Genomic DNA, 26,511 nt, shown 5'->3' on the forward strand with positions numbered 1-26,511 from the left:
GCGCGAACGTGGAACTGGTGGTCTTCACTGAGGCGATAGTCCAGGTTACCGGCGAAGCCGTAGCGATTCCGCTCCACCGAATAGTCCCGGAGGTCAAGATCCAGCAGGGCCCAATCAATTTCCGTACCGGCGGTGTCTTCAACGCCGCCCCAATCCATCTCGTTATTGTCTGAACCGCGAGGGTAATGGTAGAAATTGCCGCCGAAGGTGATGCCGATGTTTTTCTTGGCCCCAAACACGTCAGCGAAGGTGAAATCCCCCTGGAAAAGGGACGTCCCCATCAATTGGCTGTAGCCGCTGCCACCAGAAATCTTCAGTAGCCGCTTGCTGTAGTCGAAAGCGCTTCGGGTAACCATGTTCACCGATCCGCCGATAGCATCACCGTCCATATCTGGTGTGGGCGCCTTGGTTACTTCGATAGAAGCGAGCTGGTTAACCGAGACGACATCCAGCGTGACAGAGCGGTCCTCACTTTCTGGTGATGCGATCCTTTCGCCGTTCACGGACACCGCGTTAAGGCGGGCCTCCGTGCCCCGGAGGAGAATGAACCGCCCCTCTCCCTGGTCGCGGGTGATCGAGACGGCGGGAATGCGCTGGAGCACCTCGGCGGTGTTCAGATCAGGGAAGCGTTCCATCTGTTCCCGGGCGACGACGTTCATGATGTTGGGTGCGACCTTCTGCTGGCTGAGGGCTTTGGCCTGGCCATGCCTCAGCCCTTCGACCACGATCTCACCCAGCTCAACGTACGTCGGCTGCAACTGAACGTCCTGGGTTATTCCCTCATCCGGAACAGTGAGATCGACGGTAAAATCCTCATAGCCCACATAGGTGACCATCAGAACATAGGTCCCGGGAGGGATATTCGCAATCCGGTAGGTTCCCGTTCGGTCACTGGCGGCACCATACCTGGTACCCTCCAGCGTTACGTTTGCTCCGGGGAGAAAGCTGCCGGTATTGGTATCCGTGACCCGACCGGTGATGGTAGCCGCCCCCAGCATTTGGGAGGTTAGTGTACTGATTATTAGGATCTTAAGGATGGTTGATATAATTGAGATTCGGTAGGTCTTCATAAGTTCCTCCAAATACTTAAATTGGTCCCTTCAACGCCCCATCCATCAATATATATTCCAGCGACTGGCGCAGTCGGGCGGGAGCCCTCGTTAATGTCCATATGTATATACATTAATTACTGTGAAGGATACGAAAAGAATATACGCAAGTCAAGCCATTATTGGAGACAAGCACATCAGAATGTCTGCCTGGCTGAAAGTGGCCTTTCGATTTCGATAAAGCCTTGTTCTCAAATAATATTGGGCGAAGGAAGGAGCATAACTGTATTTCCCCCGTCATGAAATTTATTGCCTGTTAGGATTGCTTACATCAAGTTATTACCGCTCAATGGGGCTTCTTTTGTGCCGTAGCCATAAAAACTTGATTCGGGAGTATTCTCTCCTTATTATTGTATAGACAATTAGACAATAACGAAAGATCACACCAGTGATTATCGATAGAGACAGTCCGATCCCCCAGTATTTCCAGCTCCAGACCTGGCTGATGGAGCAGATTGAGCAGGGGATCTTCAAGCCTGGGGATCGAATCCCTACCGAAGAGGAGCTTAGCCAAATGGCCGGCCTGGCCCGGGCCACTGTTCGGCAGGCTATCGGCAATCTGGTGAATATGGGCCTTCTGAACCGGAAGAAACGGCTGGGTACTTTCGTACAAATCCAGAGAACTGCCACCGAGAAACAGACGATTATCGGTATTTGCATTCCCGATATCCGGCACGGGTATGCCCCGGAGCTGGCGCGCGGTGCGGAAGACGAGGCTGCCAGTCACAAGCACAGCCTGATTCTCTGCAATACCGATGACTCCTATCTGAAGGCCGAATATCATGCCAATCGTTTGATCGAACACTCAGTCAGCGGGGTGATTTTCATACCGACGGCTGCTTCGGATGAAAGAAATCGCCTGATTGTTGAAAAATTCACCAAGCGCGGAATACCGGTCGTCCTGGCCGACCGGACCATTCCGAACCTGGAAATTGACCATGTGACCACCGACAATTTTAACGGCGGCTACAGCATTACCAATTATCTCATCGAGAAGGGGCATCAACGGATTGCTATCGTCCTGGGTAGCCTGTTCAGCACGGAGCGGGAACGACTGGCAGGCTACAAGGCGGCCCTGGCAGAGCATGGTATCCCGATCAATCCGGCGATCATTATCGCCGACGCAGGCCCGTTTATCAAGGAGCGGTATCGGGAATTCGCCCAGTCACTTCTCAGACAAAAGAGAAATTTCACCGCCGTCTTCGCCGGGCATGATCGAATCGCGCTATTATTCTATGCTGTTGCAAGGCAATTAGGCCTCGCTATCCCCGACGATATATCGTTGGTGGGATACGATGATCTACCCTTTATAACGATATCGCTCACGACTATGCACCAGCCTATCTACGAGATGGGGCAGGAGAGCTTGAGGCTGATCCTGTCGCGTATTCAAGGCGAGATCACGGAACCCAAGCACGTGGTACTGAAATCGCACCTGGTAGAGCGTTCATCCGTACTTGCGCTAGCAAAAGATATTTCTGATAACGAACCCTCTATAGTCACCAGTATGGAAAAGGAACAAATATGAAAGCGGCAACTCTCTTTGCTGAATGGGATCCCAGGCCGGAATTCAAGTTGGGAGCCAAAGACATTGAAGGCAAATTGACCTATTTGGGCAGCAAGGTGTGGCGGCATCCCCGGATAGAGATTATCGAGAAGGACCTACCTGTACCCGGCTCGACCGAAGTATTGATTGAGGTGAAGGCCTGCGGGATCTGTGGCAGTGATGTTCACATGCGCCAGAGCGATGACAGCGGCTATATTTTTTATCCCGGCTTGACCGCGTTCCCCGCAACGCTGGGCCATGAATTTTCCGGGGTCGTTGTGGATGCCGGCGAGGAGGCAAGAAATAAGCGGACGGGTAGAAAATATGAAGCTGGCGAGGCCGTCTGTTCCGAAGAGATGATCTGGTGTGCCCAGTGTAAGCCCTGTGCTGACGGTTTCCCCAACCACTGCGAGCGTCTGGAGGAACTTGGCTTCTCCATCGACGGGGCCTACAGCCAATACGTCAAGGTTGATGCCCGCTACGTCTGGAGCCTTGAGGGATTACGGGGTCAATATGGTGAAGAAAAGATGTTTGAGTTGGGCAGTCTGGTGGAACCGACGTCGGTGGCCTATAACGCTGTAATCGAGCGTGGTGGTGGGATCAGGGCCGGCGAAAATGTGGTCATCCTGGGTGGTGGGCCGATTGGCGCTGCCGCCTGTGCCGTCCTGAAACGCTCCGGCGCTGCCGCTGTGATCCTGTCCGAACCATCCGGGTCACGCCGTGAAATGGCTCTCACTATGGGTGCGACTCACGCCGTTGATCCGACCAAAGTGAACGCGGCGGAAGCGGTCCTGGACATCACCAACGGCGTCGGAGCCAGGATCATTCTTGAAGCCACCGGCTTGCCCAGCATTGTGTGGCCGGACGTAGAAAGGATCATCTGGGAAGGCCGAGCTGTGAACACAACCGTGGTCCTGGTGGCCCGTGCCGATGACCGCATCCAGTTGAACGGAGAGGTTCTCCAGGTCCGCCGGGCCAATGTGGTCGGCTCACAGGGCCATTCCGGTCACGGTACTTTCCCGAATGTGATCAGCTGCATGGCCTCGGGCATGGATGTCTCACCGATGATTACTAAAAGAATCGGCCTGGATGAAGTGGATCAAAATCTGGTGATGCTTCAGACCGACCGCAACGAAGTGAAGATTACTATCAAGGACTTTGACTGAAACCTGAAAAAGGATAAGAAAGGGTGATAAAATGACTGAGTGGCTTACCACTGATCGCGAAGACCTTCGCTTTGAGGATACGTCAGTCGGCCGTTTGAAGAAGAAAATCTGGGAGGCCTCCGAGCAGGAGATTGACCGGATCCTGGCCGATTATGGCATCCCGTCCCCATCGGAGCTGAGCAAAGCGGGGACTTATATCCAGACGACTATACGCCATGAGGTGGTTGAGAATCGGAAGAAGAATGACATCGTTTTCATTCCCGTGGGTAGCACCGAGCAGCATGGCCGCCATACCGTCACTGCTCTGGACATATTCATGGTAACCCAGATCCTGGAAGGTGTCCGCAGATTCACCGCAAAGCGGGGGGCTCCGGTTAATCTGGTATGGTCGCCCCTTCTCTATGGTGGCCATCCGCATCACCACATCGGTATGCCCGGTACGATCCATCTGGAGGACGAAGTCGTCAAACGGGTTCTGATCGATGTGATGGTGGGACTCTGGAACGATGGTTTTCGCAAGCAGATCATCATCAACAATCATGGTCAGCAATGGCTATTGGAAGCCGCCATCCAGGAGCTGCAGAAGACCTGGAACCTGCCGGGAATTTTTCGGGTGATTGATTGGCATCGGGCTGTGCGCGAGTTTTTCCGGACCAGGGATCGTGGGGGTGACTGGGAAGATGACTTCGTCCATGCTGATGAGGCGGAAACTTCGGTCATGCTGTTGATGGCACCCGAATACGTCGACCTACCCCGTGCTCAGGAGACACGGGTGGAAGGGTACTTGCCGGATGGGCATTTTGATAAAGCGGTTGATCCATTTGCGCGACCCAGCAAATGGTCTGAAGGTCAGGGACATTTCCCCATCGAATTGGCCTCTGTGCCTGAGGGGGTTGTCGGCCGGCCCACCATCAGTAGCGCTAAGAAAGCCAGAAGGACGATTGCGGCTATTTTATCCTACCTCACCCTGGTAAACGATGAGATTTTAAAAGCCTTTCCTGCCGGTAAATTGCCGCCCGTTGCAGAAACCACGATGAGAACTGAAAAGGAGATGGAGCCCTATTTGAAAGAGCCGTTTACGGAAGGTTGGCGTCCGATCTATGCCATTCGGAAGCTGGGACTATAGGTCGTTTGAAGCTCAGCATCGTCCTTTCGACGCAACCGGCATCATTTTCCGCTCTGGCCTACAAGGGGCGATTAGCGGGGAATATCGCCAAGATCAAAAGCCTGGGCTATGACGGGGTCGAACTGGCTATTCGCGATCCGGGCTCCTTTGACCTATCGGCACTAAATTCCCTGCTCACTAAACACGCTCTGCCGGTGCCTGCCATAGGGACGGGGCAAGCGTTCGGGGAAGAAGGTCTATCCTTCATCCATCCGGAGGCGTCCATCCGCAGGAAAGCGATCGATCGTATCAAAGCGCACATGAGTCTGGCTGATAAGCTAGGGTCAATTGTTATCATTGGCCTGGTTCGCGGGAAAAAGGGACCGGATACGAGTGACGATCAGGCAGAACGCTGGTTGAGGGCGGCTATGACAGAATGCGCCTCGGAAAACAGGATGGTGAAATTGGCCATCGAACCCATAAACCGCTACGAGACCGACCTGATCAACACCGTGGCTTCAGGTTTAAGGCTGCTGGATGCTATCGGCCTGGATAATGTTGGACTCCTGCTCGATACATTCCATATGAATATTGAAGAGCCCTCCCTGATCGGGAGTATGATTGCGGCCAGAGAGCGGCTGTTTCATTTCCACATCGCCGACTCCAATCGCTGGTACCCTGGAGCGGGCCACATTGACTTTGCCGAAATCTGCAACACACTGAGTTCCATCGGTTACCAGGGCTTTGTGTCGGCGGAGATTCTGCCGCTTCCCGATCCGGATACTGCCGCGAAAAAAACGGTTGAATATATGCGGGGGCTGGCCAGCTAACGCATATTTCGGCCACGAGAGCAATCCTTGAAACGCCGCGGTAGTTGCCGCCCTACAGCATGATGAGCCTAGTTTCATGAAAAACGACACCGTCTTGGAAATGCGTCATATTCGGAAGACCTTTCCCGGTGTGGTCGCACTGGACGATGTCCGGTTTGAGCTCGAACGGGGGGAGGTTCATATCCTCCTGGGTGAAAACGGCGCCGGTAAGTCCACCCTGGTCAAGATACTGAGCGGCGCTTATCAGAAGACCGGGGGGCAGATTATTCTTAACGGCCGGGAGACGAACATAAGAAGTCCCAGGCACGCCCAGGAGTTGGGCATTGCTATCATTTATCAGGAATTCAATCTGGTCCCGCAATTATCTGCCGGGGAGAATATCTTCCTGGGCCGCGAGCAGATTCAGATTCCGGGCCTGATCAATCAAAGGGAAATATTTACCTCGGCACAGAGCATCCTGGACGACCTGGGTGTTGAGATCGATGCCCGCAAGCCGGTGGGCGAATTGGGCGTGGCCCAACAGCAGATGGTTGAGGTTGCGAAAGCCCTGTCCCTGGATGCCAGAGTCCTGATCATGGACGAGCCCACCTCGGCTCTTACCGAAAATGAGATAACGGAGCTCTTTAGTGCCATCCGCCAGCTGAAGCGGAAGGGGGTCTCGATAATCTATATATCACACCGGCTGGAAGAGCTGTTTGAGATCGGCGACCGGGTTACCGTATTGCGCGATGGAAAATATGTCGGTACTCGCGATGTATCGGAGGTCACCAAATCAGAACTCATCAGCATGATGGTGAACCGGGAGCTGAAAGCGCATTTCCCCAAGCAGAAAGCTGTCACAGGGGAGGAGGTACTGCGCGTAAGCGGTCTGAGCCGAAAAGGAGTGCTGTACGATATCAGTTTTTCGGTTCACCGGGGAGAGGTACTGGGAGTCGCCGGTCTGTTGGGCTCCGGGCGTACCGAATTGGCGCGGTCCTTGTTCGGTGCGGAGAAGATCGATTCAGGTGAGATTTACATCAAGGGGAAGCGCCAGAGGATTAAGTCGCCCCGCCGGGCTATCAATCTGGGGGTCGGGTTGCTCACAGAGGACCGCAAGTCGCAAGGGCTGATCATGATCCTCTCCGCCAAGGATAACATCTGCCTTCCCAGTGTGGAACGGCTTTCCAGATTAGGTTTCGTTGACATCAGGGAGGAGAGCCAGGTTGCCGCCCAATATGTCAGGGACTTGCGCATTAAAACCCCCAGCCTGCATCAGCAGGTCATGTTCCTGAGTGGCGGCAATCAGCAGAAAGTGGTGATCAGCAAGTGGCTTTGTTGCCAGGCGGATATTCTCATATTCGATGAACCTACCCGGGGCATCGATGTGGGTTCGAAAGTAGAGATTTATCAGTTGATGAATCGACTTACAGCGCAGGGTGTGGCCATCATAATGATTTCATCGGAATTGCCCGAGATCCTGGGTATGAGCGACCGGGTTATGGTGATGAACCAGGGGCGGATCGCCGGGGAGTTTTCCGCCCGGGAGGCTACCCAGGAGAAGATCTTGCACTGTGCCCTGGGAGGGGCAGCATGACCCCCAGAGATTTTCTGCTGCACTACGGGCGGCAGTTCGGCACCCTGATCGGGCTGCTGGGTTTGATCATTACCCTCTGGATCCTGACGCCCTATTTCCTGACCATCTCCAATCTGCTGAACGTTGCCCAGCAGACTTCTATCAACGCCATCATCGCCGTAGGCATGACCTTCGTCATTATCACCGCCGGGATCGACCTGTCAGTGGGGTCCATTGTGGCCTTTTCCGGGGTGGTACTCGCGAGTGCCCTGCAGGCCGCCATCCCCTTGCCGATAGCAATTTTGATTGGTTTAGTAGTGGGTGCTTTTTGCGGGCTGGTAAACGGCATGCTCATAACTTACGGTCGCCTGCCGCCCTTCATATCGACACTGGGCATGATGAGTGTGGCGCGGGGAGCGGCCCTGCTTTACACCGGGGGCCGGCCGATTTCCGGCTTCTCATCAGGTTTCCGCTATCTGGCGACGGGAGAAATTCTGCATATACCGGTCCCGGTGATCATTATGGTGCTGGTCTACGTTATCGCCCATGTGGTTTTGACCCGCACCAAATTAGGCCGCTACACCTATGCCATCGGGGGCAACGAGGAAGCCGCGGTGCTGTCCGGTGTGAACGTGAAGTACTATAAGGCCGTGGTGTACGGTCTGTGCGGGATGCTGAGCGGACTGGCCGCCATCATTCTGACCGCGCGGTTAAACTCGGCCCAACCAATTGCCGGCATGATGTATGAACTGGACGCCATAGCGGCTACCGTGATCGGCGGCACCAGCCTGATGGGCGGCGAAGGACGGGTTATCGGAACCCTGATCGGAGCCCTGATCATGGGTGTCCTGAGAAACGGGCTTAATCTCTTAGGAGTCTCCTCCTTCGTCCAGCAGACCGTTATCGGTTCCGTGATCATCATCGCGGTGTTGATGGATATGGCCTTGAAAAAGCAGCGCAAATAAAAAAGGGGTGCATCCGAAAATGAGTAAATGTAAGCACATCATCTTTCTACTGGCCGGAGTATCGCTGCTTGCTATCAGCACCTGTGGACGGGGCGATAAGTCAGCGGCTGACGGCTTTACCATTGCCCTCGTTATGAAGACCCTGAATAATCCCTTTTTCATCGATATGCAAAGGGGTGCCGAGGGTGCCGCCTCAAAATTGGGGGTAAACCTGGTCGTGCAAGCGGCCGAACGTGAGGTGGATGTTGAAAAACAGATGCAGATCATTGAGAACCTGATACAGCGGAAAGTAGACGCGATCTGTGTAACCCCGAGCGGTTCCAAGGAAATCGTCCCGGCTATTGTGAAGGCCAATCGCGCCGGGATCCCCATTCTGGTGGTCGATACCCGTGTGGATGCCGCCACGCTTGAGGAGTCCGGCGGTCAGGTAGCCACTTTCATCGGTTCCGACAACGTGGAAGGTGGAAGAATTGCCGCTGAATACCTCGTTAAGCGACTGGAGGGTGAAGGCAAGGTAGCCATCCTCGAGGGGATTCCCGGCCATGAGACCGGTGACGCCCGGCTGAGCGGCTTCCATCAGGTGGTGGATCAGATCCCGGGCATTGAAATTGTAGCCTCCCAGACGGCCAACTGGGAGAGGGACCAGGGATTCAACGTCTTCCAGAATATCCTTCAGTCCCATCCCGGGGTTCAGGCCCTGTTTACCTGCAGTGACCTGATGGCCCTGGGGGCAATCGAAGCCATTGCCGCCGCCGGGAAGACCGGTGACTTGATCGTGGTGGGATTTGACGCGCTCCCCGAAGCACGGGAGGCCATTTTGGAGGGTACCATGGATGGCTCGGTGGCCCAGCATCCAGCCGAAATGGGGAAACTCGCCATTGAAAATGCATATCGTTTGCTCAACGGCCAGAGTATCCCTGGAGAAATACCGGTCACAATAGAACTGATCACAAGGCAAAACGCAGGTTCGATTTAAACTACCCCAATCAGGCGATAAACGACGATTTAATGCGGGGAATGATTCCTTCGTTTCGGTCTTAATACTAAGGTACGAAAATTATGGCGAAGAGACAGATCGTAGCCGGACTAATCGGTGCGGGACGCATCGGCAGGATGCACGCCAGCAACATTGTTCGCCATCTCCCTGATGTATCGTTAAAGACGGTGGCGGACTGCGAGCTGGACGAAGAGTGGGCCAGGTCGCTTGGGATTCCTATCGGTGCTGATCACCGACGAAAGATCCTGGAAGACCCCGAAATCGAGGCGGTTGTCATCGCAACCCCTTCTGACACCCACGTAGATATGATCAAAGCAGCCGCTCTGGCTGGCAAGCAGATTTTCTGCGAGAAGCCCATCGCCTTCACGGCGGAAAAGGTTGCCGAGGCCATCGCAGCTGTCAAGGCGGCCGGGGTTAAACTCCAGGTCGGTTTCAACCGCCGGTTCGACCCGGATTTCGCCGTTGTAAAGGAAGCTGTCGCCTCCGGAAAGATCGGCACGCCCCACATTATCAGGATCACGAACCGCGATCCCATCCGACCCGATCCGGCCTTTATCCCGGATTCAGGCGGCCTTTTCATGGATTTCAGCATCCATGATTTCGATACTATCCGCTTCATGAGCGGCAGCGAGGTGGCGGAAGTCTACGCGGCGGGGACGGTGCTGATCGATCCTGAGATCGAAAGGTTGGGTGATATCGACACGGCCCTGATCACGCTCAAACTCACCAGCGGCGCACTGTGCATCATCGATCTCAGCCGCGAGACCAATTACGGATATGACCAGCAGGTTGAGGTGTTCGGGTCGGAGGGGAGCATCAGTGCCCGTAATACCACCCCCACCAACACAGTATGGAGCACCGCCAGCGGCGTATTTACCGATAAACCGCACTACTCTTTCGTCGAGCGGTTTGAAGCGGCTTTTATAGCCGAACTGCGGGCGTTCTTTGCCAGTATCCGCGAGCGGACGCCAGTGCCGGTATCCGGAGCAGACGCCCTGGCGGCTGTCAGAATTGCCCGGGCGGCTCAACAATCATTTAAGCAGAACAGACCAGTAAAGGTGGCATCATGAGGCCGGTGATCTTAGGGGCGCTTGGGGCCGGGAGGATCGGCAAGCTCCATGCTGAAAATATTCTTAAGATGCCTGACGCTCGTCTGAAAGTTATTGCCGACCCGTTCCTTGATGATAAATGGGCACGAAGGTGGGGCTTGTCTACCACCCGGGAACCCGATGCCGTGTTCTCAGACGATGAAATCGAGGCCGTGCTGATATTCTCGCCCTCACCGTTGCATGCGGAGCAGATTATCGCCGCCGCCCGAGCCGGGAAGCACATATTCTGTGAAAAGCCGATCGCACTGGAACCGGACCATATCCGGCAGGCTCTGCAGGTGGTCGAGGGAGAAGGCGTGAAACTTCAGGTCGGGTTTAACCGGCGCTTCGATCCCGATTTTATGCGGCTCAAAGAGGCGGTGGACGCAGGTGAAATCGGGCGCATCTACCTGATCAAGATCACTGCCCGGGATCCAGCATCACCATCGCTGGATTACGTGAAGACCTCTGGCGGTATGTTTCTCGATATGACCATCCACGATTTCGATATGGTCCGGTACCTTTCCGGCAGTGAGGCGGAAGAGGTCTTTGCGGTGGGCGCAGTCCTGATCGATCCGGCCATCGGTGCGGCGGGTGACGTTGACACGGCGATTACTACAATGAAATTGAAAAGTGGCGCCATGGCGGTCATCGATAACAGTCGTCAGGCGGTATATGGCTATGATCAACGCATCGAGGTTTTCGGCTCTAAAGGTAGCATCACCGCTGCCAATCGTACTCCTACCCAAACTGTCCGGATGACCGCCGAGGGAGTGGTATCTGAAAAGCCGCTGTACTTTTTCCTGGAACGTTATCAGGAATCCTTCCGAGCGGAGATTAAGGCCTTTATCGAAGCGATCAAGGAGGATGAAAAGCCCCTTGTCAACGGCCAGGATGGATTGGCTGCAACGTTGATAGGTATTGCCGCCAGAGAAGCTCTTAAACGTCGTGAACCGGTTAAGATCAGGGAGTAGATTAACGAGGATTTATACCCTGTAAGTCGGAATCTCATCAACGAAGTGCATTTAAGAAAATATTATGGTTCAACCGCTACGTTGGTTTGCTGCCGGAGCAGAGCAGCCAGTACTCGCTGATCAGCAGGAAATAGATCGTCTATATAAACGTTATCGCTTATCGGTAATGCTGGCGATCACGGTCGGCTATGGCATCGCCTATACCTGCCGGCTGGGACTGTCCGTTGTGAAAAAGCCGCTGATAGATATGGGGCTTCTGTCGGCCTATGATTTGGGTGTCATTGGATCGGGGCTTTTATATGGCTATGCCCTGGGGAAGTTGACCAACGGTTTCCTGGCCGATCACGCCAATGTCAAACGTTTTTTCGCCATCGGGGTATTGCTCTCGGCACTGGTGAATCTGGCCATGGGCCGGAGCGAACTCATCTGGATATGGGTGCTCCTGTGGGCTTTTAATGGCTGGTTCCAGGGATTCGGAGCGCCCACTGGCGCCGTCACCCTCGCTAACTGGTTCAGCAACCGGGAGCGCGGCCGGTTTTACGGCCTCTGGAGCACGGGGCACGCCATTGGCGAGGGGCTTACTTTTGTAGGCTCGGCGGCGCTGGTCAGTTTCTTCGGCTGGCAGGCAGGCTTCTGGGGACCGGGGATAATCTGTATCTTCGTCGCCTTTGCGATCTACCTTATCATGCAGGACCGGCCTCAAACCCTGGGCTTACCATCGGTTGCCGATTGGAAAAACGATCATGGTGTGATCGTCACGGATCATGAAGGTCAACCGCTTAAGACCGGCGCGGCCCAGCTGCGCATACTTAAAATGCCCGCAATCTGGATTTTGGGCCTGTCCAGCGCCACCATGTACATGACCCGCTATGCCATCAACAGCTGGGGTTTTCTCTACTTGCAGGAAGCCAAGGGGTATTCCCTGGTGGAAGCGGGCGGCATTCTAGGACTCAATACACTGGCCGGTATCGTGGGCTGCATCGCGTACGGTTTCATCTCCGACCATCTGTTCCGGGCCCGGCGGCCACCGGTAACCCTCATCTTCGGAATTATCGAAATCATGGCGCTATTCGTTATTTTCTACGGTCCTGCGGGGCAGCCGCTGCTTTTGACCATCGCCTTCGTGATTTACGGCTTCACCCTCAGCGGCCTGCTCGCTGCTCTGGGAGGACTTTTTGCGATTGATATCGTACCTAAAAAAGCAGCCGGGGCCGTCATGGGATTGATCGGGGTCTTCAGTTATTTTGGCGCCGGCATTCAGGATCAGATCAGTGGCATGTTGATTGAACACGGAACTACCATGGTGGCGGGAGTACGGCACTATGACTTCAGTACCGCGGTAGCGTTCTGGATCGGAGGGTCGATCATATCCATGATACTTGCGGCCACTCTCTGGCGTGCCAAAGTGAGTGATTAGGTCTTGGGCACTTTTATGGAAAAAGATATCGCAGTTTACGACATCGCCATTTTTGGCAACTATACCAAAGATACTATTGTCAGCCCTTCCGGTACGAGATACGTCGATGGCGGCGGTTTCAACTACGGAGCCCATGCAGCCGCTCTGCTGGGGCTCAGGGTGGCCGCCGTTACCCGGCTGGCAAGGGAAGATTTCCGGGTAGTAGAAGCCCTCGAACAGGTGGGTATTGACGTATTCGCAACCGCTACTTCCACCTCCACCCACATGCGCCTGGAATATCCAACCTCCAATTTGGATGATCGAGTGCTCTACTGCACAAAATTCGCCGGGCCCTATAGTCTCGATCAATTCGAGGGTCTGCGGGCCAAGGCCTTCATTATCAATGCCTCAATTCGGGATGAGGTCCCCCTGGAGGTTATCCAGGGACTAAGGGAAAAGGACGCGTTGCTGGTTGCCGATGTCCAGGGCTTTATTCGAGTCATAGCTCCCAATGGCAGGCTAGTCTACGAGGAATGGCCGGAAAAGCGGCCAGTGCTGTCCCTGCTGGACGCGCTGAAAACCGATGCCGTGGAAGCTGAGTTTCTCACCGGTGAGACGAACATCAAAACTGCCGCGCACGTGCTGGCGGATTACGGACCCAGGGAAGTTGTACTGACTCACCGTGACGGCCTGCTGGTCTACGCCGATGGACAATTCCACGAAGTAGCCTTCTTCCCTGAAAAGCTGGTGGGCCGCAGCGGTCGCGGCGATACCTGCATATCGGCGTATATAGCCAAACGATTTACCGCCCCTCCAGCGGAAGCCACCATCTGGGCGGCTGCGGTTACCAGCTTGAAAATGGAATCCGAAGGCCCGATTCGCAGGGAACTGCATGAGGTTGAGGATCTAATTGCGCGGAAATATAGGCGGGATTAGCCGTTTGGCCTGTAGACAAGTCATTACCCTGGGATGATATGGCCTGCTTTAATTCGAACTATTCCCTGTACAAATTACATTATCAGAGTATTCATTCTTAGAGTCATCCGTATTGCAGACTTTATTGGGAATTATCGCTTTATCGAAAGGGGAATGTTATGAGCAAACATAATCTCCGGTTTGTCCTGTTTGCTGTGCTTATCGGATTACTGTCCTGTGCGCACGTTCAAAGGGATGGCCAGAGGGCTTTCACCTTTATCGTCACGGCGGACATGCGTTACGCCGCTACCGAAGAGTATCGCTATCCCTGGTACTTCCTGGGTGTCTGTGAGGCTATCCGTGAAGTCGGAAAAGGCGCATTTATGGTAAGCCCTGGAGACGTCGACCCGCCGCAGTCAGTCCGGGAGATGCTTACCCAGGTATTCGGTGCCGATTATCTCTGGTATCCGGTCATGGGCAACCATGAGCTGGAGGCAGCTTCAAATGTTGAGTATCTGCGGCAGTACAACAAGGGTGGAGCATCCCTTCCAAACATCGTTCGCAAAGGCCCGGCAGGATGTGAGGAGACTACCTATTCCTTCGATTGGGGCAATACTCATTTTGTGGTCCTGAACCAATATTACGACGGCAGCTCTGATATGGGTACCGATGGTGATGTAGTTCCGGAGTTGTTGGCCTGGCTGGAGGCGGACCTGGCCGCTAATACGAAGAAGCAGATTATTGTTTTTGGCCACGAGCCTATTATTGCGGTGCCGGACATTGACAATGGTCGCCTCCGGCATCAGGGGGATTCGCTGGACAAATATCCAGAGAACGCCTTTAACTTCCATCGGCTGCTTCTGAAATATGGCGTCACCGCCTATATTCATGGCCACACCCATTCGGCTTCGTTTTCCAAGCTCAACGGACTGTGGCAAATCGACGCCGGCCACTGTCGGGGGATGGAAACAGATCCGCCCGAACAATTACTTCTATGGTTGGCCGAGGCAATCGAGGAAGGGCGACAACGCGGGCAGACGGAAGATCAATCGATCAGGGAATTTTTTAACTCTAGGGTAAGTATCGTAAAAAAAGCCCTCGAATATATGGAACTTTCAGGAGGGCTCTCTTCCAAGGAACTCAGCGACGAACAAGCCTTTAAAGCCTTTTCGCAATTTTACTTGGAATCGCAAAAGGACAGCACCACAAGGAACCAATATTTCCAATCATTCTGGGAAAGTTATCCCTACTCAAAAAGTACCTTCCTCAAATTTTATGTAGACAGCAAGGGGGCAAAGGTAGAGATTTATCGTGACAGGGACCGGGGCAGGCAATATTTCCTGAGGCATACTGAGATACTGGACTGAAACAGCCTTGAATCAATCGGGCCTGCAATGCGGATTTGGGATTGATAAGGCCAAATTGTCTCTGAATGCCTTGTGATTATGATCTAAAGTCTTAAATTATGAAACCGATAAGGAATTTAGTGGTCCTTGACTGGATGGGATGGCATCGTATACAATCGAAGAGCGGGATTCTAGTTTGATAACTCAATGGATATCGCGAAGGAGGCCGGTGAAGCTATGGTAAACGAAAATAAGCCCTTTAATATTCAGAATGCTTTAAACCTGCTCTCTACCAGGAGAGACCTCCTGCCAATGGTATCGCTCTCAGAAATAGAGCAGTCTCAGTCCATCTTAGTCTGGGCAGCTGTTTTCTTTGGCATTTTTGCTGCTCTGGCCGGGGCGGTGATATCACTGCTCACAACTTCCTATAACAATCTCCCTGTTATTTATATACTTGGACTGGCACTGGTTTCTTATCTGTGCTTTTTCGTGATTTTCGTAATTCGGGGCTTTCATCGAAGGGACCAGATCGTTAGAAGTGTTCTGGAACCGAATCTTTCGGAACCGGTCACTCTTGGTGAGCGCCTCAGTGCACTTGAAAACTGGGTACGATCAATGAAAATGCACCACGACCTGAAGAATCACGTGTTTGACAAACAGCGATCCGTCAACTTTCAGGATTTCAACCGGAAAATTGACGAATTGCTGCCCTTCGAGCCCGACGATCCCCGTCGGCAGAAGTTTGTTCAAAAACTGTTGGCAGAGGGAATGATAATCATCGATAAGACGGAGACTGATAACTGGATGGTCGCGTTTGAGGATAATTTTCAGGCGTCCTTTTAACGGCCCTGCAAGCCTGCGGACCATCAACTAGACCGTATCCCGCGGACTCTTTAGTTCCAACTGCGTATCAGCAACCTCTACCGAACATCGTTCCGGGGCTGTGGCGCCTTATCGAAGTTCAGCGAGTCTTCAGCCTGCGAAGCTGAGGATGATTTCACCCAATTTCTAAAGACCAGTAGAATACCCAACCCCAACCCTGCCAGAGCGGAAGTGGTTTCGATCACATATAGGCCAATATACTCCCCGGTCGAATCCAATACCTGAACAATCATAACCAGACGGATGGAAACCAGGACTACCGTGATTACAGCTATGGTCGGCCACAGAAATCTCTTGGACGAGAGATAACCCGCAGCTACTACCGCTGCCAGGTGGCTAAAGAAGGCGGTAACATGGTCGATTTCTTGAATAAGGAACCCGAAAATTGGCGGTACGATCAAGTCCATCAGCAACCATACGAGGAAAGCGATCGGAATGGCCAAAAACCACCTCAGATTGATCCCCGCTGGCTCTCCGGTAGTTATCCTCATCCCACTGTTGATATCAGTTGTCGGACCTTCTGGTAGTGGCGTCAACATCTCCCCTTTGCTGTTGAGCAGCCAATCCACTCGAAATCCCAATTGATCCAGTTCAGCCAGGACACCCGAAGGGATCTCGCATTGGCCCAGTTCGTAATTGGAAATATCCCGGCGGGACAGTCCGAACCGCTCGGCAAACACCGTCTGCGTTTCCCCCAGGTAAGTCCTGATCTGCCTGAGTCGCTTACCGATCTTGTCGTGCTCGACGGTCATTACACGGTCGCTGGGCTGCATTTTTTACTGTCTTTTGTGCCTACCTTACTATCGGATGTGTCACACCACGAAGGTCGATTGGCCGTTCTCTTAGCCTGCTAATAATTTATAATGATCTCGACCGCTGCTCGTATCGTTATCTTTCGGCCTGATAGCCGAGGAGCAGCCGGCTATGAATCATGGGCTAAACCCGGTACTGAGAATACCCTTGCTGGCTTGTGGTATATCACTTCAGCAGCAGGACGTCCGGCCACGTATCCGGTCTGTATCCGATGAGACAGGGATTTCAGGCCTGGAATGTGGGCAATGGCAGGTTCATGATCCCTGATCGAGTCCGTATGCCTGTCTGGGGGCCAGGTATTGGGGGAACCGTTCAATCAGAGCCAGCCGGGTGAGATAACAGAAATGGCATTCATCGACATAATTCGCTGCGTGCTTAACGTTGTACGTTCTGGCCAGGAGTGCAGGACCACCTTTTACCAGGGGTCCGCAGATTGGATGTGAATCGGCAACATAGTTCCTCAGCAGCGTGGATAATGGTGTTTCCCGGATGTTGCCGATACTCAAGCCCTGGCAAAAATGGACATTGCCGAATGGATCAATGTGCACCCTGGTGGGTGTTTCCAAGTCTTCATAGGGGCACTGAGTCAATTCTGCCCCTGCTCTAGTTGGTAATCCCGTGGTCAATTTTTCCACGGCCCGTCCTCTAAACACAACGCTCCCCCCGACGATGGCCGAACCCTTATCCGGGCTGCCGGGTACCTCTGTCTGGACAGAGGGCTCTTCAATACAGATCGTATACGCTGCCAGCCCTAAATTTTCCGCCGCCGCCAGGGCCGCTCCGGCGGGATTGTCTTCCGCTTTGTCGCGGTGGAACGAATCGTCGCTTATGAAGATGTCTGCGACACCCAGCTCGAGAAGCTGTTTAAGCCACAGTTCGGCATCCTCGGCGGAGGTGGCCCAGTAGGAATTGGTAACGATGCCGACATTCAATCCCATATTGCGAGCGATACGGGTACCTTCCAGTAGCAGGGGATAGAACAAGAACGGTTCGCCCCCTTCGAAATATACCTTCTCGATACTTCCAATAATCGGTATCTCCGCGAAGACATTCCGGAGCTGCTTGATAGTGAAGGTCCCTTCCGAGTTCGGGCCGCAGTACAGGAAACAGTGGTCACATTCATAATTGCAGGTATAGGTTAAAAGGAAATGTATTTCTGTCAACATAAGCTCTCGCTGAATGAGTTTTCGATGGGGGTTTATCGGGTGCGTTGCCAGTCGGTATCGGCCAGGTGATCCTCCATTTCCTTCATCAGGGACTTCAGGTTGCACCGCATCACGATCAGGTCCTGTTTTGAACCACCGCGGTCTCTAACATATTCACTCAGTATTACATCCTCGGAGAACCCCAGCCTTTTGAAGATCCCTCGAGCCGCGATCTGCGGTCCCATCATCTTGACGACGATTACCTCGACCCTTTCCCGGGCGGCGAGTAAATATAATTCGCGCGCCATGAGGGTACCGAGCCCTCTGCGCTGAAAGGGACGGGCTATGATAAGCCTTATCTCAGCCATGTGCTTTTTCCACTCCTGGGTCTCTAGCTCAAGTGATCCGTCGGCCACGATCTCTTCATTGAATATGGCAACCAGGCGCTTCACTTTTCCCGATCTCAATTCCTTGATGCGTTCCTCGACGGCTTCGGGACTCGTGACCTCTCTTCGGAGGTACCTTCGATCTTCTTCAGGGAGTGCCTGGAAAAAGGCCAGGGATCTTGCGAGGTCATCTTTCCTCATCGGGCGGATAGTGATGCTGGCACCATCCTTCAGCTGCAATATCTTCTTCATTGGAAATCCTCCTGATGAATAGTGGTCATCTGCTGAAAGATATGAAACTATGCACCTTCAAGGCAAAGTAAGCTCGGATCGGGATGGCAGGCAGCGATAATGTTGATTGGCGGTTTGCCCAGCAGGTGAGGCCTCGAGAAGACATGGAAAGCAGATAACGGGGCAATCGCCTTGAAGCGTAAAGTTGTTGCCACCCGGTCTTATACCTTAATGTAGGCGCTGCCCATCGAATAGGCAGTCCCCAGTTGCTTCCCGATACTGTAATATCCTCCTTGCTCAGGTGTGTAACAAAAAGGCTTGATCAGTTCTATATCAGGACGACCATTTTTATCAAGTACGGTTTCGTCGGCCTTGATGTCAATGATTTCACCGATGAACTGGGTATGAGAGCCGATCTGGTGGATTTGAATAACCCGGCATTCCAGCACAAACTGGAATTCGGCCACATAGGGGGCATCGACCAGGTCGCTTTTTACCGCCGTGAGGCCGGTGTCGCTGAACTTGTCGGTCTCACGACCGGAAACACTGCCAAAGTAGTCAGCTTCCTTAATGTGAGTCTCTGAAGGTATGCTGACGGTAAACGCTTTCCTCTCCATCAGGCATCCATAGGTGTAAGTGGCCTTCCTGATCGAGATTGACACACAGGGGGGCATGCTAGCGCATATACCAGCCCAGGAGACGGCCATGACGTTTGGTTTTCCGTTTGCGTCATAAGTACCGATAATAAAAACCGGAGCCGGATAGACGATCGGCCTGGCACCGACGGAACGCTTCATAATAAGTCCCCTCCGATAATAAATCCCGGCATTTCCGTAATAGTGCTTAATTGAGTTTGGGTTAGCACGACCTATTTTAAGGGCTGAGAAACCGGTTCCGCGATTCTAAAATTCCTGCGCTATAGATTAAGCAGACCCGTTTTAATACATTGTAAGAGTTGCGTGTCGCTTGTAGTTTTTGACCCGTAGGGTATTAGTTATAAAGACGTACAATCATGACCGGAAGTATTTGGAGATATGCCCTATGATTTGCGCTATGAGCACCTGAGATGAAGAAATACAGATTCCTGGACCACACCGCGGACGTGAAGTTCCAGGCCTTCGGCGCAACCCTGGAAGAGTTATTTACGAATGCTGCCCTCGCCATGGCCAGCTTGATGTGTAAGGAGAAAATCAGTGCCCGAAGCAGCGTACGGGTGCACGTTGAAGGCCGGGACCTGGAAAATCTGCTCTATAATTTCCTGGAGGAGTTCCTGGTTCTGTTCGACAGCCGGAGTTTCCTGCTCGCAAAAGTTGAGACTATTGCGATAGACGACCGGGAATTGAGACTGGACGCTGAAGCGGTTGGAGATCTGGCGGGGAATTACGAGATTTATCTGGGAATCAAGGCTGTAACTTATAGCGATATGGTCGTGAGAGAAGAGAACAATACTTGGTTAGCACAGGTGGTTCTAGATGTCTGAAATAGAACTTAAGCGAGTCTCGAAGTATATATACGAAATACCCATGAAGGGGGGGATGAAAGTCCCCGGGACGGTTTTCGCTTCGGAGAAGCTGTTAAAGGCCATCAGCAGGGACAGGACCCTCGAGCAGGTGCAGAACGTCGCTTTTCTTCCGGGTATCCTGAAGGCCTCGATGGTATTGAGCGATGCGCATCAGGGCTACGGCTTCCCCATCGGAGGGGTGGCGGCCTTTGATCTGGATGAAGGTATCATTTCCCCCGGCGGCGTGGGATACGACATAAACTGCGGGGTCCGTCTGTTAAGGACTAATCTGACGAAACCGGACATTCTGGCCCGGCAGAAAGAGGTCGTCGAAGCGCTCTACCGCAAGATTCCTTCCGGCGTTGGCCGCGGCAGCAAATTCAAACTGACGGGTCGGGAGCTGGATAACGTCCTGGAAGGTGGTGCGCCCTACATAGTCGACAAGGGCTATGGCAGCCGGCAGGACTATCTGCACCTGGAAGAAGAGGGGTGCATGCAGGGGGCCGATAGCGGTAAGGTGTCACAGCGGGCCAAGGAGCGCGGTATCGGGCAATTAGGCACCCTGGGGGCGGGGAACCATTTCCTGGAGATCCAGGTCATTGGAGAGATCTATGATGATGAAGTGGCCCGGGCCTTGATGCTGTCTGAAGGCCAGATCATGATTATGATTCACTGCGGATCACGCGGCCTGGGACACCAGGTGGCCTCCGATTACATCAAGCAGATGGAGCGCGAATACGGCATCGAAGACCTGCCTGACCGGGAACTCATCCATGCCCCCATCAAAAGCCAGCTTGGTAAAGACTACGTTGCCGCCATGGCCGCTGCCATGAACTTCGCGTTTGCCAATCGCCAGGTCATCACCCATTGGACCCGGGAAGAGATGCAGTACCTGTTCCCAAACGTTACGGTGGAAACGCTCTACGACGTGTGCCATAACATCGCCAAGTTCGAGGAGCACGTCATAGATGGCCGGAAGCGGACGGTCTGCGTCCATCGTAAGGGCGCCACCCGCAGCTTCGGGTCGGGGAGGCAGGAGATTCCCGTTACTTACCGGGAGGTGGGTCAGCCGGTGCTCATCCCCGGTAGTATGGGCACGGCCTCTTATCTGCTGATCGGCACGCGGGAGTCGGAAGAGCTGACCTTCGGTAGCTGCGCGCATGGTGCCGGCCGGGTCATCAGCCGCAGAGCCGCGCTGAGAACCCTCCGGGGGGAGGAGGTCCAGAAGCAGCTGGAATCGAAAGGCATCGCGGTTCGCGCCGGCGGCTGGCGGTCCATCGCCGAGGAAGCCCCGCAAGCCTACAAGGATATCGACGAAGTCATCGCGGTTATGCACGAGCTGAACATCAGCCGCAAGGTGGCCCGGATGACGCCCCTGGCCGTTGTTAAGGGGTAGCGGCTGGCTGCTTGGGACTTGAAGAAATAAACCGCCAAGGCTTGTCCGTTCGACTGAGCCCCGCCCTGAGCCGGACCGAACCCCGCCGATGGCGGGGGATGGGACGCCAGGACGTCAAGGAAGACCCGCTGAGATCACTCGGCTACATTACACCACGCCGGGCAAGCCCCTGAGACTTCCGTCTTCACTTAGCCTGAAAAGTCGTGTGGCCCTGCGGGGCGCTTAAGCGGGAGCATGTTGGGCGGGGAGAAGGATTAAAACGAGGATATTGGCCTGGCTACCGGGAATTTTTATGGGTGCGGCACGATGTTCAAGATTGTTATTTCACCCGGTTGGGGGCCATAGTACCAGAATACCCTATAGGCGCTTGGCCGCCTAGGTTGGGCGTATGATTCAAACACCGGTTCTCTGTTTGGCCCCCTTAATGAGCGGTATCGCTGGCTATTCAGGCCGGGGTGTCGTGGATTATCAGAGAGGAAGCGCAGCGTCTTGGTAACTGCTTTATGTTCCTCCATGCTTGATTTGCTCCTTCCCAATCTCTCCAACTGCTGCTTACTGGTCTCGGTGAATAATAAAGTAAACGCCATTGGCCTTCCCTTGGATTCTGACCAATACTGCTATTGAGAGCCAAGGAAGCTATCGAGATCATCAACCCTTGTTATCCTGCCTTCTCGTGCGTCTCCGAGAGCTTTCCTGAAGCTCTCTCTAATCTCCGGGTCCCGCCAGATCCACATCTCATTGGCAGGTATATGAACCATTGGCGTGAGTAGTAGGAATCCTTCTTCGCTGGCATAGACCTTAAAGCTCTCGATGGAGCCAAGTCCTTTTAACAGCTCAAATACTTTCTTTCCCAAGTTAATCCTGTGCTTATTATCAAAGGGCCTTGATTCAATGAACTGGAACTGCTGTCCTGATAACTCAATTCTATCAGGAGCATCAGTCCCGCTTTCTGTTTCACCCCGCATTCCTACCTCCTTTTTCATTGCCTGCAAGGGAATATTAATCTCGGCGCTTGATATAGCGCAAGAAAAAAGTGGGAGAATCCTACTTTACCATTTTCCCATTTGACAGTTGTTATCGCTAATCACCTGGAATGGTTATCCCCACCTCAGCGGCGGCAAGCTATTTCCCATCACCGAAGCGGGATATCGTCCGGGCAGTATAAGAAACGGCCCCGCAGGCACGCAGGCCCCGGAGCCGTCAGTTACGTTAAGCTAATTATCGGACGGCTTTCAGGAAACCAGACCGGTCCTAATCCTCATCCTCCTCCTCTTTTACCTCGACCCGGACCTTTTTCTTCACTTTCTTGCCCTGCTCGTCTTTCCATTTCAGAATATGGATGTCACCCGATTTGAACTCTTGCTCGATCTTCTTCAGGTATTCCTCGGGGTTGTCAACCTTCTTGCCATTCACCCACACGCTCACGGTGGTGTCACCTTTGTCGGTAATCTTCTTCTCTACCCTGATGTCCTTCACCTTATCCAGATCACCGCCCTCGTGTATAAAGGACATGCCCGCATGCGGGTGGCCGTAGAAGGCGCGGGGGAAGCGATCGCGATACCCGGCGCGGCTCACGAATAGCAGTATAACAAAGGCCAGCACAACGGCCAGAAAGAGATATTTCCATAATAAGTTCAGTTTATCCTTCAGGTCCATCTTGTTCCTCTTGTTGGTTGATTGTATTAGTGAATCGGATTGGATTGTTGCGGATTAGACTCGCCGGGCAGGGAAAAGTTCCGGGAGTTCTGGAGGCTTGGGGCTTGAATAAATAAACCGCCCGCGCTTGTCCGTTCGGCTGAGCCCCGCCCTGCCGGGACTCACGATGATGGTAGGTCTGAGAGGGGGGATATATACTTGCCGGGTGCGCCGGTGCTATTCAATCTCCCGCTGCCAGCATTGACCTGGACCACAGGTGATTGGCATCCAGTCGTTGAGCCTCGCGAAACTCCGCTCCAGCCATTCCGCTTTCGTTGCGGCCGGCATGTCCCAGCCCCAGCAGGTAATGGGCTTGTGCTCGCCATACATTTTCCGATTGCTGGAAGCCGAATTTTGCGAAAAAATCAAGGGGCGGTTCGGCCTTCAACATATCCCGGCCCTGCTGGAGCAATCGTTCAAAGATGATATTTGCCTCGTGAATACGGCCGAGCTTGCGCAGGGCCATTCCCTGGTAGTAACTGAGGTCCGATAAATCCCGCTGATAGGCGACGGACCTGTTGAAGTGTTCTCTGGCCCGGCTCAAGTCACCCAGGTCCTCGTAGGCGGTACCGATCAGATAGTCCACTTTCGGCTCAATTCCGCTTTTGGCTCGCCATACCTGCAGATTGCCCGGGTAGGCCAACGACATCCGATAATGCTGCAGGGCTTGCCGGTGCTGCTTCTTTCGCGCAAGCTCAAGTCCTTTCAGCAAATGGGCGTTTTCGTAGACCGTTCGGATGTCCCCGCCGCCTTCCCAGACATGAAATTGATGCTCATTCAAAAGCTGGATCGCCCGATCATAGTTGCCCATCAGGATGAGCAGGGCAATCTCGCTCGTGAGGGCATCATCTCGGCGGCTGACGGTCTCGTGGTGCCTCTTCAATAGTGCCAGACGCTTTTCCGGAGGGGTTCCGGCCATCTCGTGGAGCCTATCCAATTCCGAGAAGAGCCTGGCGACCTTACGGTTGCAGGCGATGGCTTTTTCGTAGCTGACGATGGCTCGCTGATAGTCCTTGTTTATCCGTCCATAGAACAGCCCGATGTTGCGGTTTACCAGGAAGGAGCTATCCTCCAGCGCCGCGGATTCTTCCCATAATTGGAGTACGCGCTCATTTTCGGGCTGGATATTAAACAGCAGGTTCCCCAGGTAGTATTTTGCGCGGGCATCCTGCGGATTACGGCTTATCGCCTGCTCCAGGACCGCGATAGATTCCAGTCGGAAAGGGAAGCAGTAATCGGGCGGCAGCTGGCTGGCGAGCTGGTAGTTCTGGAAGGCTTTTTCCCGCGAGCCCTGCCGGTCCAGGTAATAGCCCGAATAATAAAGCAGCATCGGGAAGATGGTCGGTTGGTCCACGGCGGCGGTGCGTCTGGCCAGGACCTGCAATGCATCGTCCCAGAGGCCGCAATTGCCGTAGTCGATGGCCAGCTCCAGATACAGTTGATCGGCATCCCGCATCCTGGTCGTCAGATCACTGAGTAGCCGCTCGGCTTCCCTTCGTTTTCCCTCCAGCTTCGCCAGCAGGTACAGTTCATTTAGCGCCCGGAAGTCCAGGGGATTCGAATCGACCGTCAAGCGGGCCGTTCCGCGGGCCTCATTAAGACGGCCTAACTTCCTGAGCAGCGTCGCCTTGAGACCATTCCCGCTCATATTGAGCCGGTTGGCGGCGAGCGACCGGTTGACCAATTCCAGGGCCCCGGAGTAGTCCCCCTTCAGACAGGACAGCTCCGCCAGGGCATAAAAGGCGGCCGCCTGGAAGTCCTGCGACCAGGTGGCCCTGTAAAAGGAGTCGAAGGCCTCTGCATATCGGCCCTGACCCCGGAGGGCGACCCCCAGGTAGTAGAATGCCTCTCCACTTCTGATGTGAGTATAATTCATGGTGAGTCTATCCAGGGCCCGGTTCAAGCACGCCTCAGCCTCCTGAAACCGTCCGCGCCGGCAAAAGTAGATCCCTGATGCCGTGTTCGCCTGGCTGTTCCCGGGGTCTCTGCGCAGGGCTTCCTTATAGTACAGAGCCGGGTCCAGACTCGCGTGATGGAACTGCTCCAGCCGGAGGCCGATCAGGCAAAGCTCTTCCACCGTTTCAACTTCACCGGGCGGGTGCGGGGAGCTGACGGTTTCCGGGAAGGGAGCCTTCGCCTTCACTACCGGGTGATAGCTGACCAGCTCCTGCCCCTCAGCTGAGAGAAGGTACACCTGGAGCTGCTCCCGGTCCACTCCCGAGGGAAGTTCAATCTCCCGGGCGAACGGAGCGTCCGGGGCGATGGTGATTGCTTCATCGAGTATCTGCTGCTCACCGACCCTGAGGATGACTCGCGCATCTTTGTGCCTGGCGGTGGTATTCAGGGCGACCCACACCTTGTCGTCGGGTAGAATCTCCAGGTTGATGGCCGCATTGCTATTGGCTTCCTTGACGCCTCCCAGCGCTCTTAAAGGATACCAGTATTCCTTGAAGGTGCGCACCTCGTAGGGCTGGAACCAGCTGTAATCCGGTTGATTGTCGGTATAGGCGCCGGTCATGATCTCGATATAAGGGCCGTCGTTGTCGGTATAGATCTTTTCCCAGGCCTGGCCCTCCGGACCTTTGCCCCAGGTCCACACTTTCTTGCCCGGAGCAAGGTGGTGGTTGGAGACGTGGACGAGGCCGGCTTCCTTGCCATGGTCGTAGCCGGCTACGAAATCGTCCTCGTAGTTCCAGGCGAAGAAAGAGGTGGCGGCCTGGTAATTCCGGTAGCGGCTGATATCGACGCCGGCGCTGAAATCGATCCCCCGGTAGACCTGGTGGGAAATAGGCCACTCGGTGAAGTCGGTTTTGGCGTGAAAGGTGGCGTACTGCGTGCCGGGGGGAAAGGAGACCTGGTAGTCGTCGTTGGCGTGGACGGCGGCGTTAGTCCAGAAGAGCATTGAGTTTACAAAGGGCGTTCGATTGAACAGTTTGACGGTGACTTCGATATACGATCGGTCCGGGAAGAGAGTAAGCCCCAGCGTCCATTTCATGCGGTGCCGGAGCTCCAATTCGCCGATCCAGATGGTTTTGCTGCCGTCCGGGTTGGCTTGAAGCGCATATTCCACCGGCATGAAGGTTGAAGCGCGATGGTGGTGGGGGAAGTTCCATTCGACCCCGCCCGCTATCCAGGCCCCGAGCATCCCCACGAGACAGGGCTTGATCACGCTCTGGCGATAGAACAGATCATAGCCGTTGGTCTTGTCCACCGCGTAGAAAATGCGTCCACCGAGCTCCGGCAGCACGCACAGCTTGATGAAAGCGTTTTCCAGATATAGGGCCTGATAGGATCGCTCCTCCTTGATGTCGGTCAGGGCATCCATGAAGGGGTAAGGATAGACCGAGCGGGTAGCGCCCTGGTAGGCGTTTCCCTGGTAATAGATGGGGAGGATCTCGTCCGCTCCCAGGGGATAGGTCGGCAGGACGAGGGTTTCTTCCCGGACTTTCACGTCGGAGTAGGCCGGTCCGGTG

The 26,511-nt window shown here is 54.1% G+C and carries 23 protein-coding genes; 15 read left to right on the forward strand and 8 right to left on the reverse strand.

From position 1 onward, the window contains the following. On the reverse strand, positions 1-1,070 hold a 1,070-nt coding region (locus ACETWG_07665; GenBank protein MFB0516465.1), incomplete at its 3' end, for a carboxypeptidase-like regulatory domain-containing protein. Between the two features lie 427 nt (positions 1,071-1,497). Here ACETWG_07665 and ACETWG_07670 point away from each other — a divergent pair. The 13 genes from ACETWG_07670 to ACETWG_07730 all read left to right on the forward strand — a co-directional run bounded on the left by ACETWG_07670 (position 1,498) and on the right by ACETWG_07730 (position 15,832). Then, on the forward strand, positions 1,498-2,637 hold the full coding sequence (locus tag ACETWG_07670; GenBank protein ID MFB0516466.1) for a GntR family transcriptional regulator: 1,140 nt from the start codon (positions 1,498-1,500) through the stop codon (positions 2,635-2,637). Next, positions 2,634-3,821, forward strand: coding sequence for a scyllo-inosose 3-dehydrogenase (iolM, locus tag ACETWG_07675; GenBank protein MFB0516467.1), 1,188 nt, complete (start codon positions 2,634-2,636; stop codon positions 3,819-3,821). Before ACETWG_07670 ends, iolM begins: the two co-directional genes overlap by 4 nt. Before the next feature lie 31 nt (positions 3,822-3,852). Further along, entirely contained in the window at positions 3,853-4,947 is a 1,095-nt protein-coding gene (gene iolN, locus ACETWG_07680; protein MFB0516468.1) for a 3-dehydro-scyllo-inosose hydrolase, read from the forward strand. A 5-nt stretch (positions 4,948-4,952) separates the two neighbouring features. After that, a complete protein-coding gene (gene iolO, locus ACETWG_07685) occupies positions 4,953-5,756 on the forward strand; it encodes a 5-keto-L-gluconate epimerase (protein MFB0516469.1) in 804 nt (267 codons plus the stop codon). A 76-nt stretch (positions 5,757-5,832) separates the two neighbouring features. After that, a complete protein-coding gene (locus ACETWG_07690) occupies positions 5,833-7,329 on the forward strand; it encodes a sugar ABC transporter ATP-binding protein (protein MFB0516470.1) in 1,497 nt (498 codons plus the stop codon). Continuing rightward, entirely contained in the window at positions 7,326-8,273 is a 948-nt protein-coding gene (locus ACETWG_07695; GenBank protein ID MFB0516471.1) for an ABC transporter permease, read from the forward strand. Before ACETWG_07690 ends, ACETWG_07695 begins: the two co-directional genes overlap by 4 nt. Before the next feature lie 19 nt (positions 8,274-8,292). Next, positions 8,293-9,249 carry a sugar ABC transporter substrate-binding protein gene (locus ACETWG_07700; GenBank protein MFB0516472.1) on the forward strand — a complete coding sequence of 319 codons (957 nt, stop codon included), beginning with the start codon at positions 8,293-8,295 and terminating at the stop codon, positions 9,247-9,249. Positions 9,250-9,332: 83 nt separating this feature from the next. After that, positions 9,333-10,340 carry an inositol 2-dehydrogenase gene (iolG, locus tag ACETWG_07705; protein MFB0516473.1) on the forward strand — a complete coding sequence of 336 codons (1,008 nt, stop codon included), beginning with the start codon at positions 9,333-9,335 and terminating at the stop codon, positions 10,338-10,340. Beyond that, complete coding sequence (gene iolG, locus ACETWG_07710) at positions 10,337-11,332, forward strand: inositol 2-dehydrogenase (protein MFB0516474.1); 996 nt, start codon at positions 10,337-10,339, stop codon at positions 11,330-11,332. Before iolG (ACETWG_07705) ends, iolG (ACETWG_07710) begins: the two co-directional genes overlap by 4 nt. 64 nt (positions 11,333-11,396) lie before the next feature. Then, on the forward strand, positions 11,397-12,749 hold the full coding sequence (locus ACETWG_07715; protein ID MFB0516475.1) for an MFS transporter: 1,353 nt from the start codon (positions 11,397-11,399) through the stop codon (positions 12,747-12,749). Between the two features lie 15 nt (positions 12,750-12,764). After that, the gene (locus tag ACETWG_07720) at positions 12,765-13,664 is read left to right on the forward strand and encodes a PfkB family carbohydrate kinase (protein MFB0516476.1); all 900 of its coding nucleotides are present in this window, start codon (positions 12,765-12,767) and stop codon (positions 13,662-13,664) included. A gap of 158 nt (positions 13,665-13,822) precedes the next feature. Beyond that, positions 13,823-15,010, forward strand: a complete 1,188-nt coding sequence (locus ACETWG_07725) for a metallophosphoesterase (protein MFB0516477.1) — start codon at positions 13,823-13,825, stop codon at positions 15,008-15,010. 216 nt (positions 15,011-15,226) lie between these two features. Then, on the forward strand, positions 15,227-15,832 hold the full coding sequence (locus tag ACETWG_07730) for a hypothetical protein (protein ID MFB0516478.1): 606 nt from the start codon (positions 15,227-15,229) through the stop codon (positions 15,830-15,832). A 77-nt stretch (positions 15,833-15,909) separates the two neighbouring features. Here the strand turns inward: ACETWG_07730 and ACETWG_07735 are convergent, their stop codons facing one another. From ACETWG_07735 to ACETWG_07750, 4 genes are all read right to left on the reverse strand, one after another. Beyond that, positions 15,910-16,644 carry a helix-turn-helix domain-containing protein gene (locus ACETWG_07735; protein MFB0516479.1) on the reverse strand — a complete coding sequence of 245 codons (735 nt, stop codon included), beginning with the start codon at positions 16,642-16,644 and terminating at the stop codon, positions 15,910-15,912. 294 nt (positions 16,645-16,938) lie between these two features. Next, positions 16,939-17,850 (reverse strand): radical SAM protein, encoded by a 912-nt coding sequence (locus tag ACETWG_07740; protein ID MFB0516480.1) that lies wholly within the window; start codon positions 17,848-17,850, stop codon positions 16,939-16,941. A 32-nt stretch (positions 17,851-17,882) separates the two neighbouring features. Then, positions 17,883-18,467 carry a GNAT family N-acetyltransferase gene (locus tag ACETWG_07745; GenBank protein MFB0516481.1) on the reverse strand — a complete coding sequence of 195 codons (585 nt, stop codon included), beginning with the start codon at positions 18,465-18,467 and terminating at the stop codon, positions 17,883-17,885. 200 nt (positions 18,468-18,667) lie between these two features. Then, positions 18,668-19,243, reverse strand: a complete 576-nt coding sequence (locus ACETWG_07750) for a flavin reductase family protein (protein MFB0516482.1) — start codon at positions 19,241-19,243, stop codon at positions 18,668-18,670. 269 nt (positions 19,244-19,512) lie between these two features. Here ACETWG_07750 and ACETWG_07755 point away from each other — a divergent pair, with 269 nt between their 5' ends. Both ACETWG_07755 and ACETWG_07760 read left to right on the forward strand, forming a co-directional pair. After that, the gene (locus ACETWG_07755; GenBank protein MFB0516483.1) at positions 19,513-19,926 is read left to right on the forward strand and encodes an archease; all 414 of its coding nucleotides are present in this window, start codon (positions 19,513-19,515) and stop codon (positions 19,924-19,926) included. After that, a complete protein-coding gene (locus ACETWG_07760) occupies positions 19,919-21,343 on the forward strand; it encodes an RtcB family protein (GenBank protein ID MFB0516484.1) in 1,425 nt (474 codons plus the stop codon). The genes ACETWG_07755 and ACETWG_07760 overlap by 8 nt, the downstream gene beginning before the upstream one ends. Positions 21,344-21,960: 617 nt before the next feature. Here ACETWG_07760 and ACETWG_07765 read toward each other — a convergent pair. The 3 genes from ACETWG_07765 to ACETWG_07775 all read right to left on the reverse strand — a co-directional run. After that, positions 21,961-22,308 (reverse strand): hypothetical protein, encoded by a 348-nt coding sequence (locus ACETWG_07765; GenBank protein MFB0516485.1) that lies wholly within the window; start codon positions 22,306-22,308, stop codon positions 21,961-21,963. A 286-nt stretch (positions 22,309-22,594) separates the two neighbouring features. Then, on the reverse strand, positions 22,595-22,999 hold the full coding sequence (locus tag ACETWG_07770) for a hypothetical protein (GenBank protein ID MFB0516486.1): 405 nt from the start codon (positions 22,997-22,999) through the stop codon (positions 22,595-22,597). A gap of 220 nt (positions 23,000-23,219) precedes the next feature. Further along, positions 23,220-26,511 (reverse strand): DUF5107 domain-containing protein (locus ACETWG_07775; protein ID MFB0516487.1); only part of this gene is annotated, 3,292 nt, incomplete at its 5' end.

The sequence above is a fragment of the Candidatus Neomarinimicrobiota bacterium genome (assembly GCA_041862535.1).
Classification (GTDB): Bacteria; Fidelibacterota; Marinisomatia; order SCGC-AAA003-L08; family TS1B11.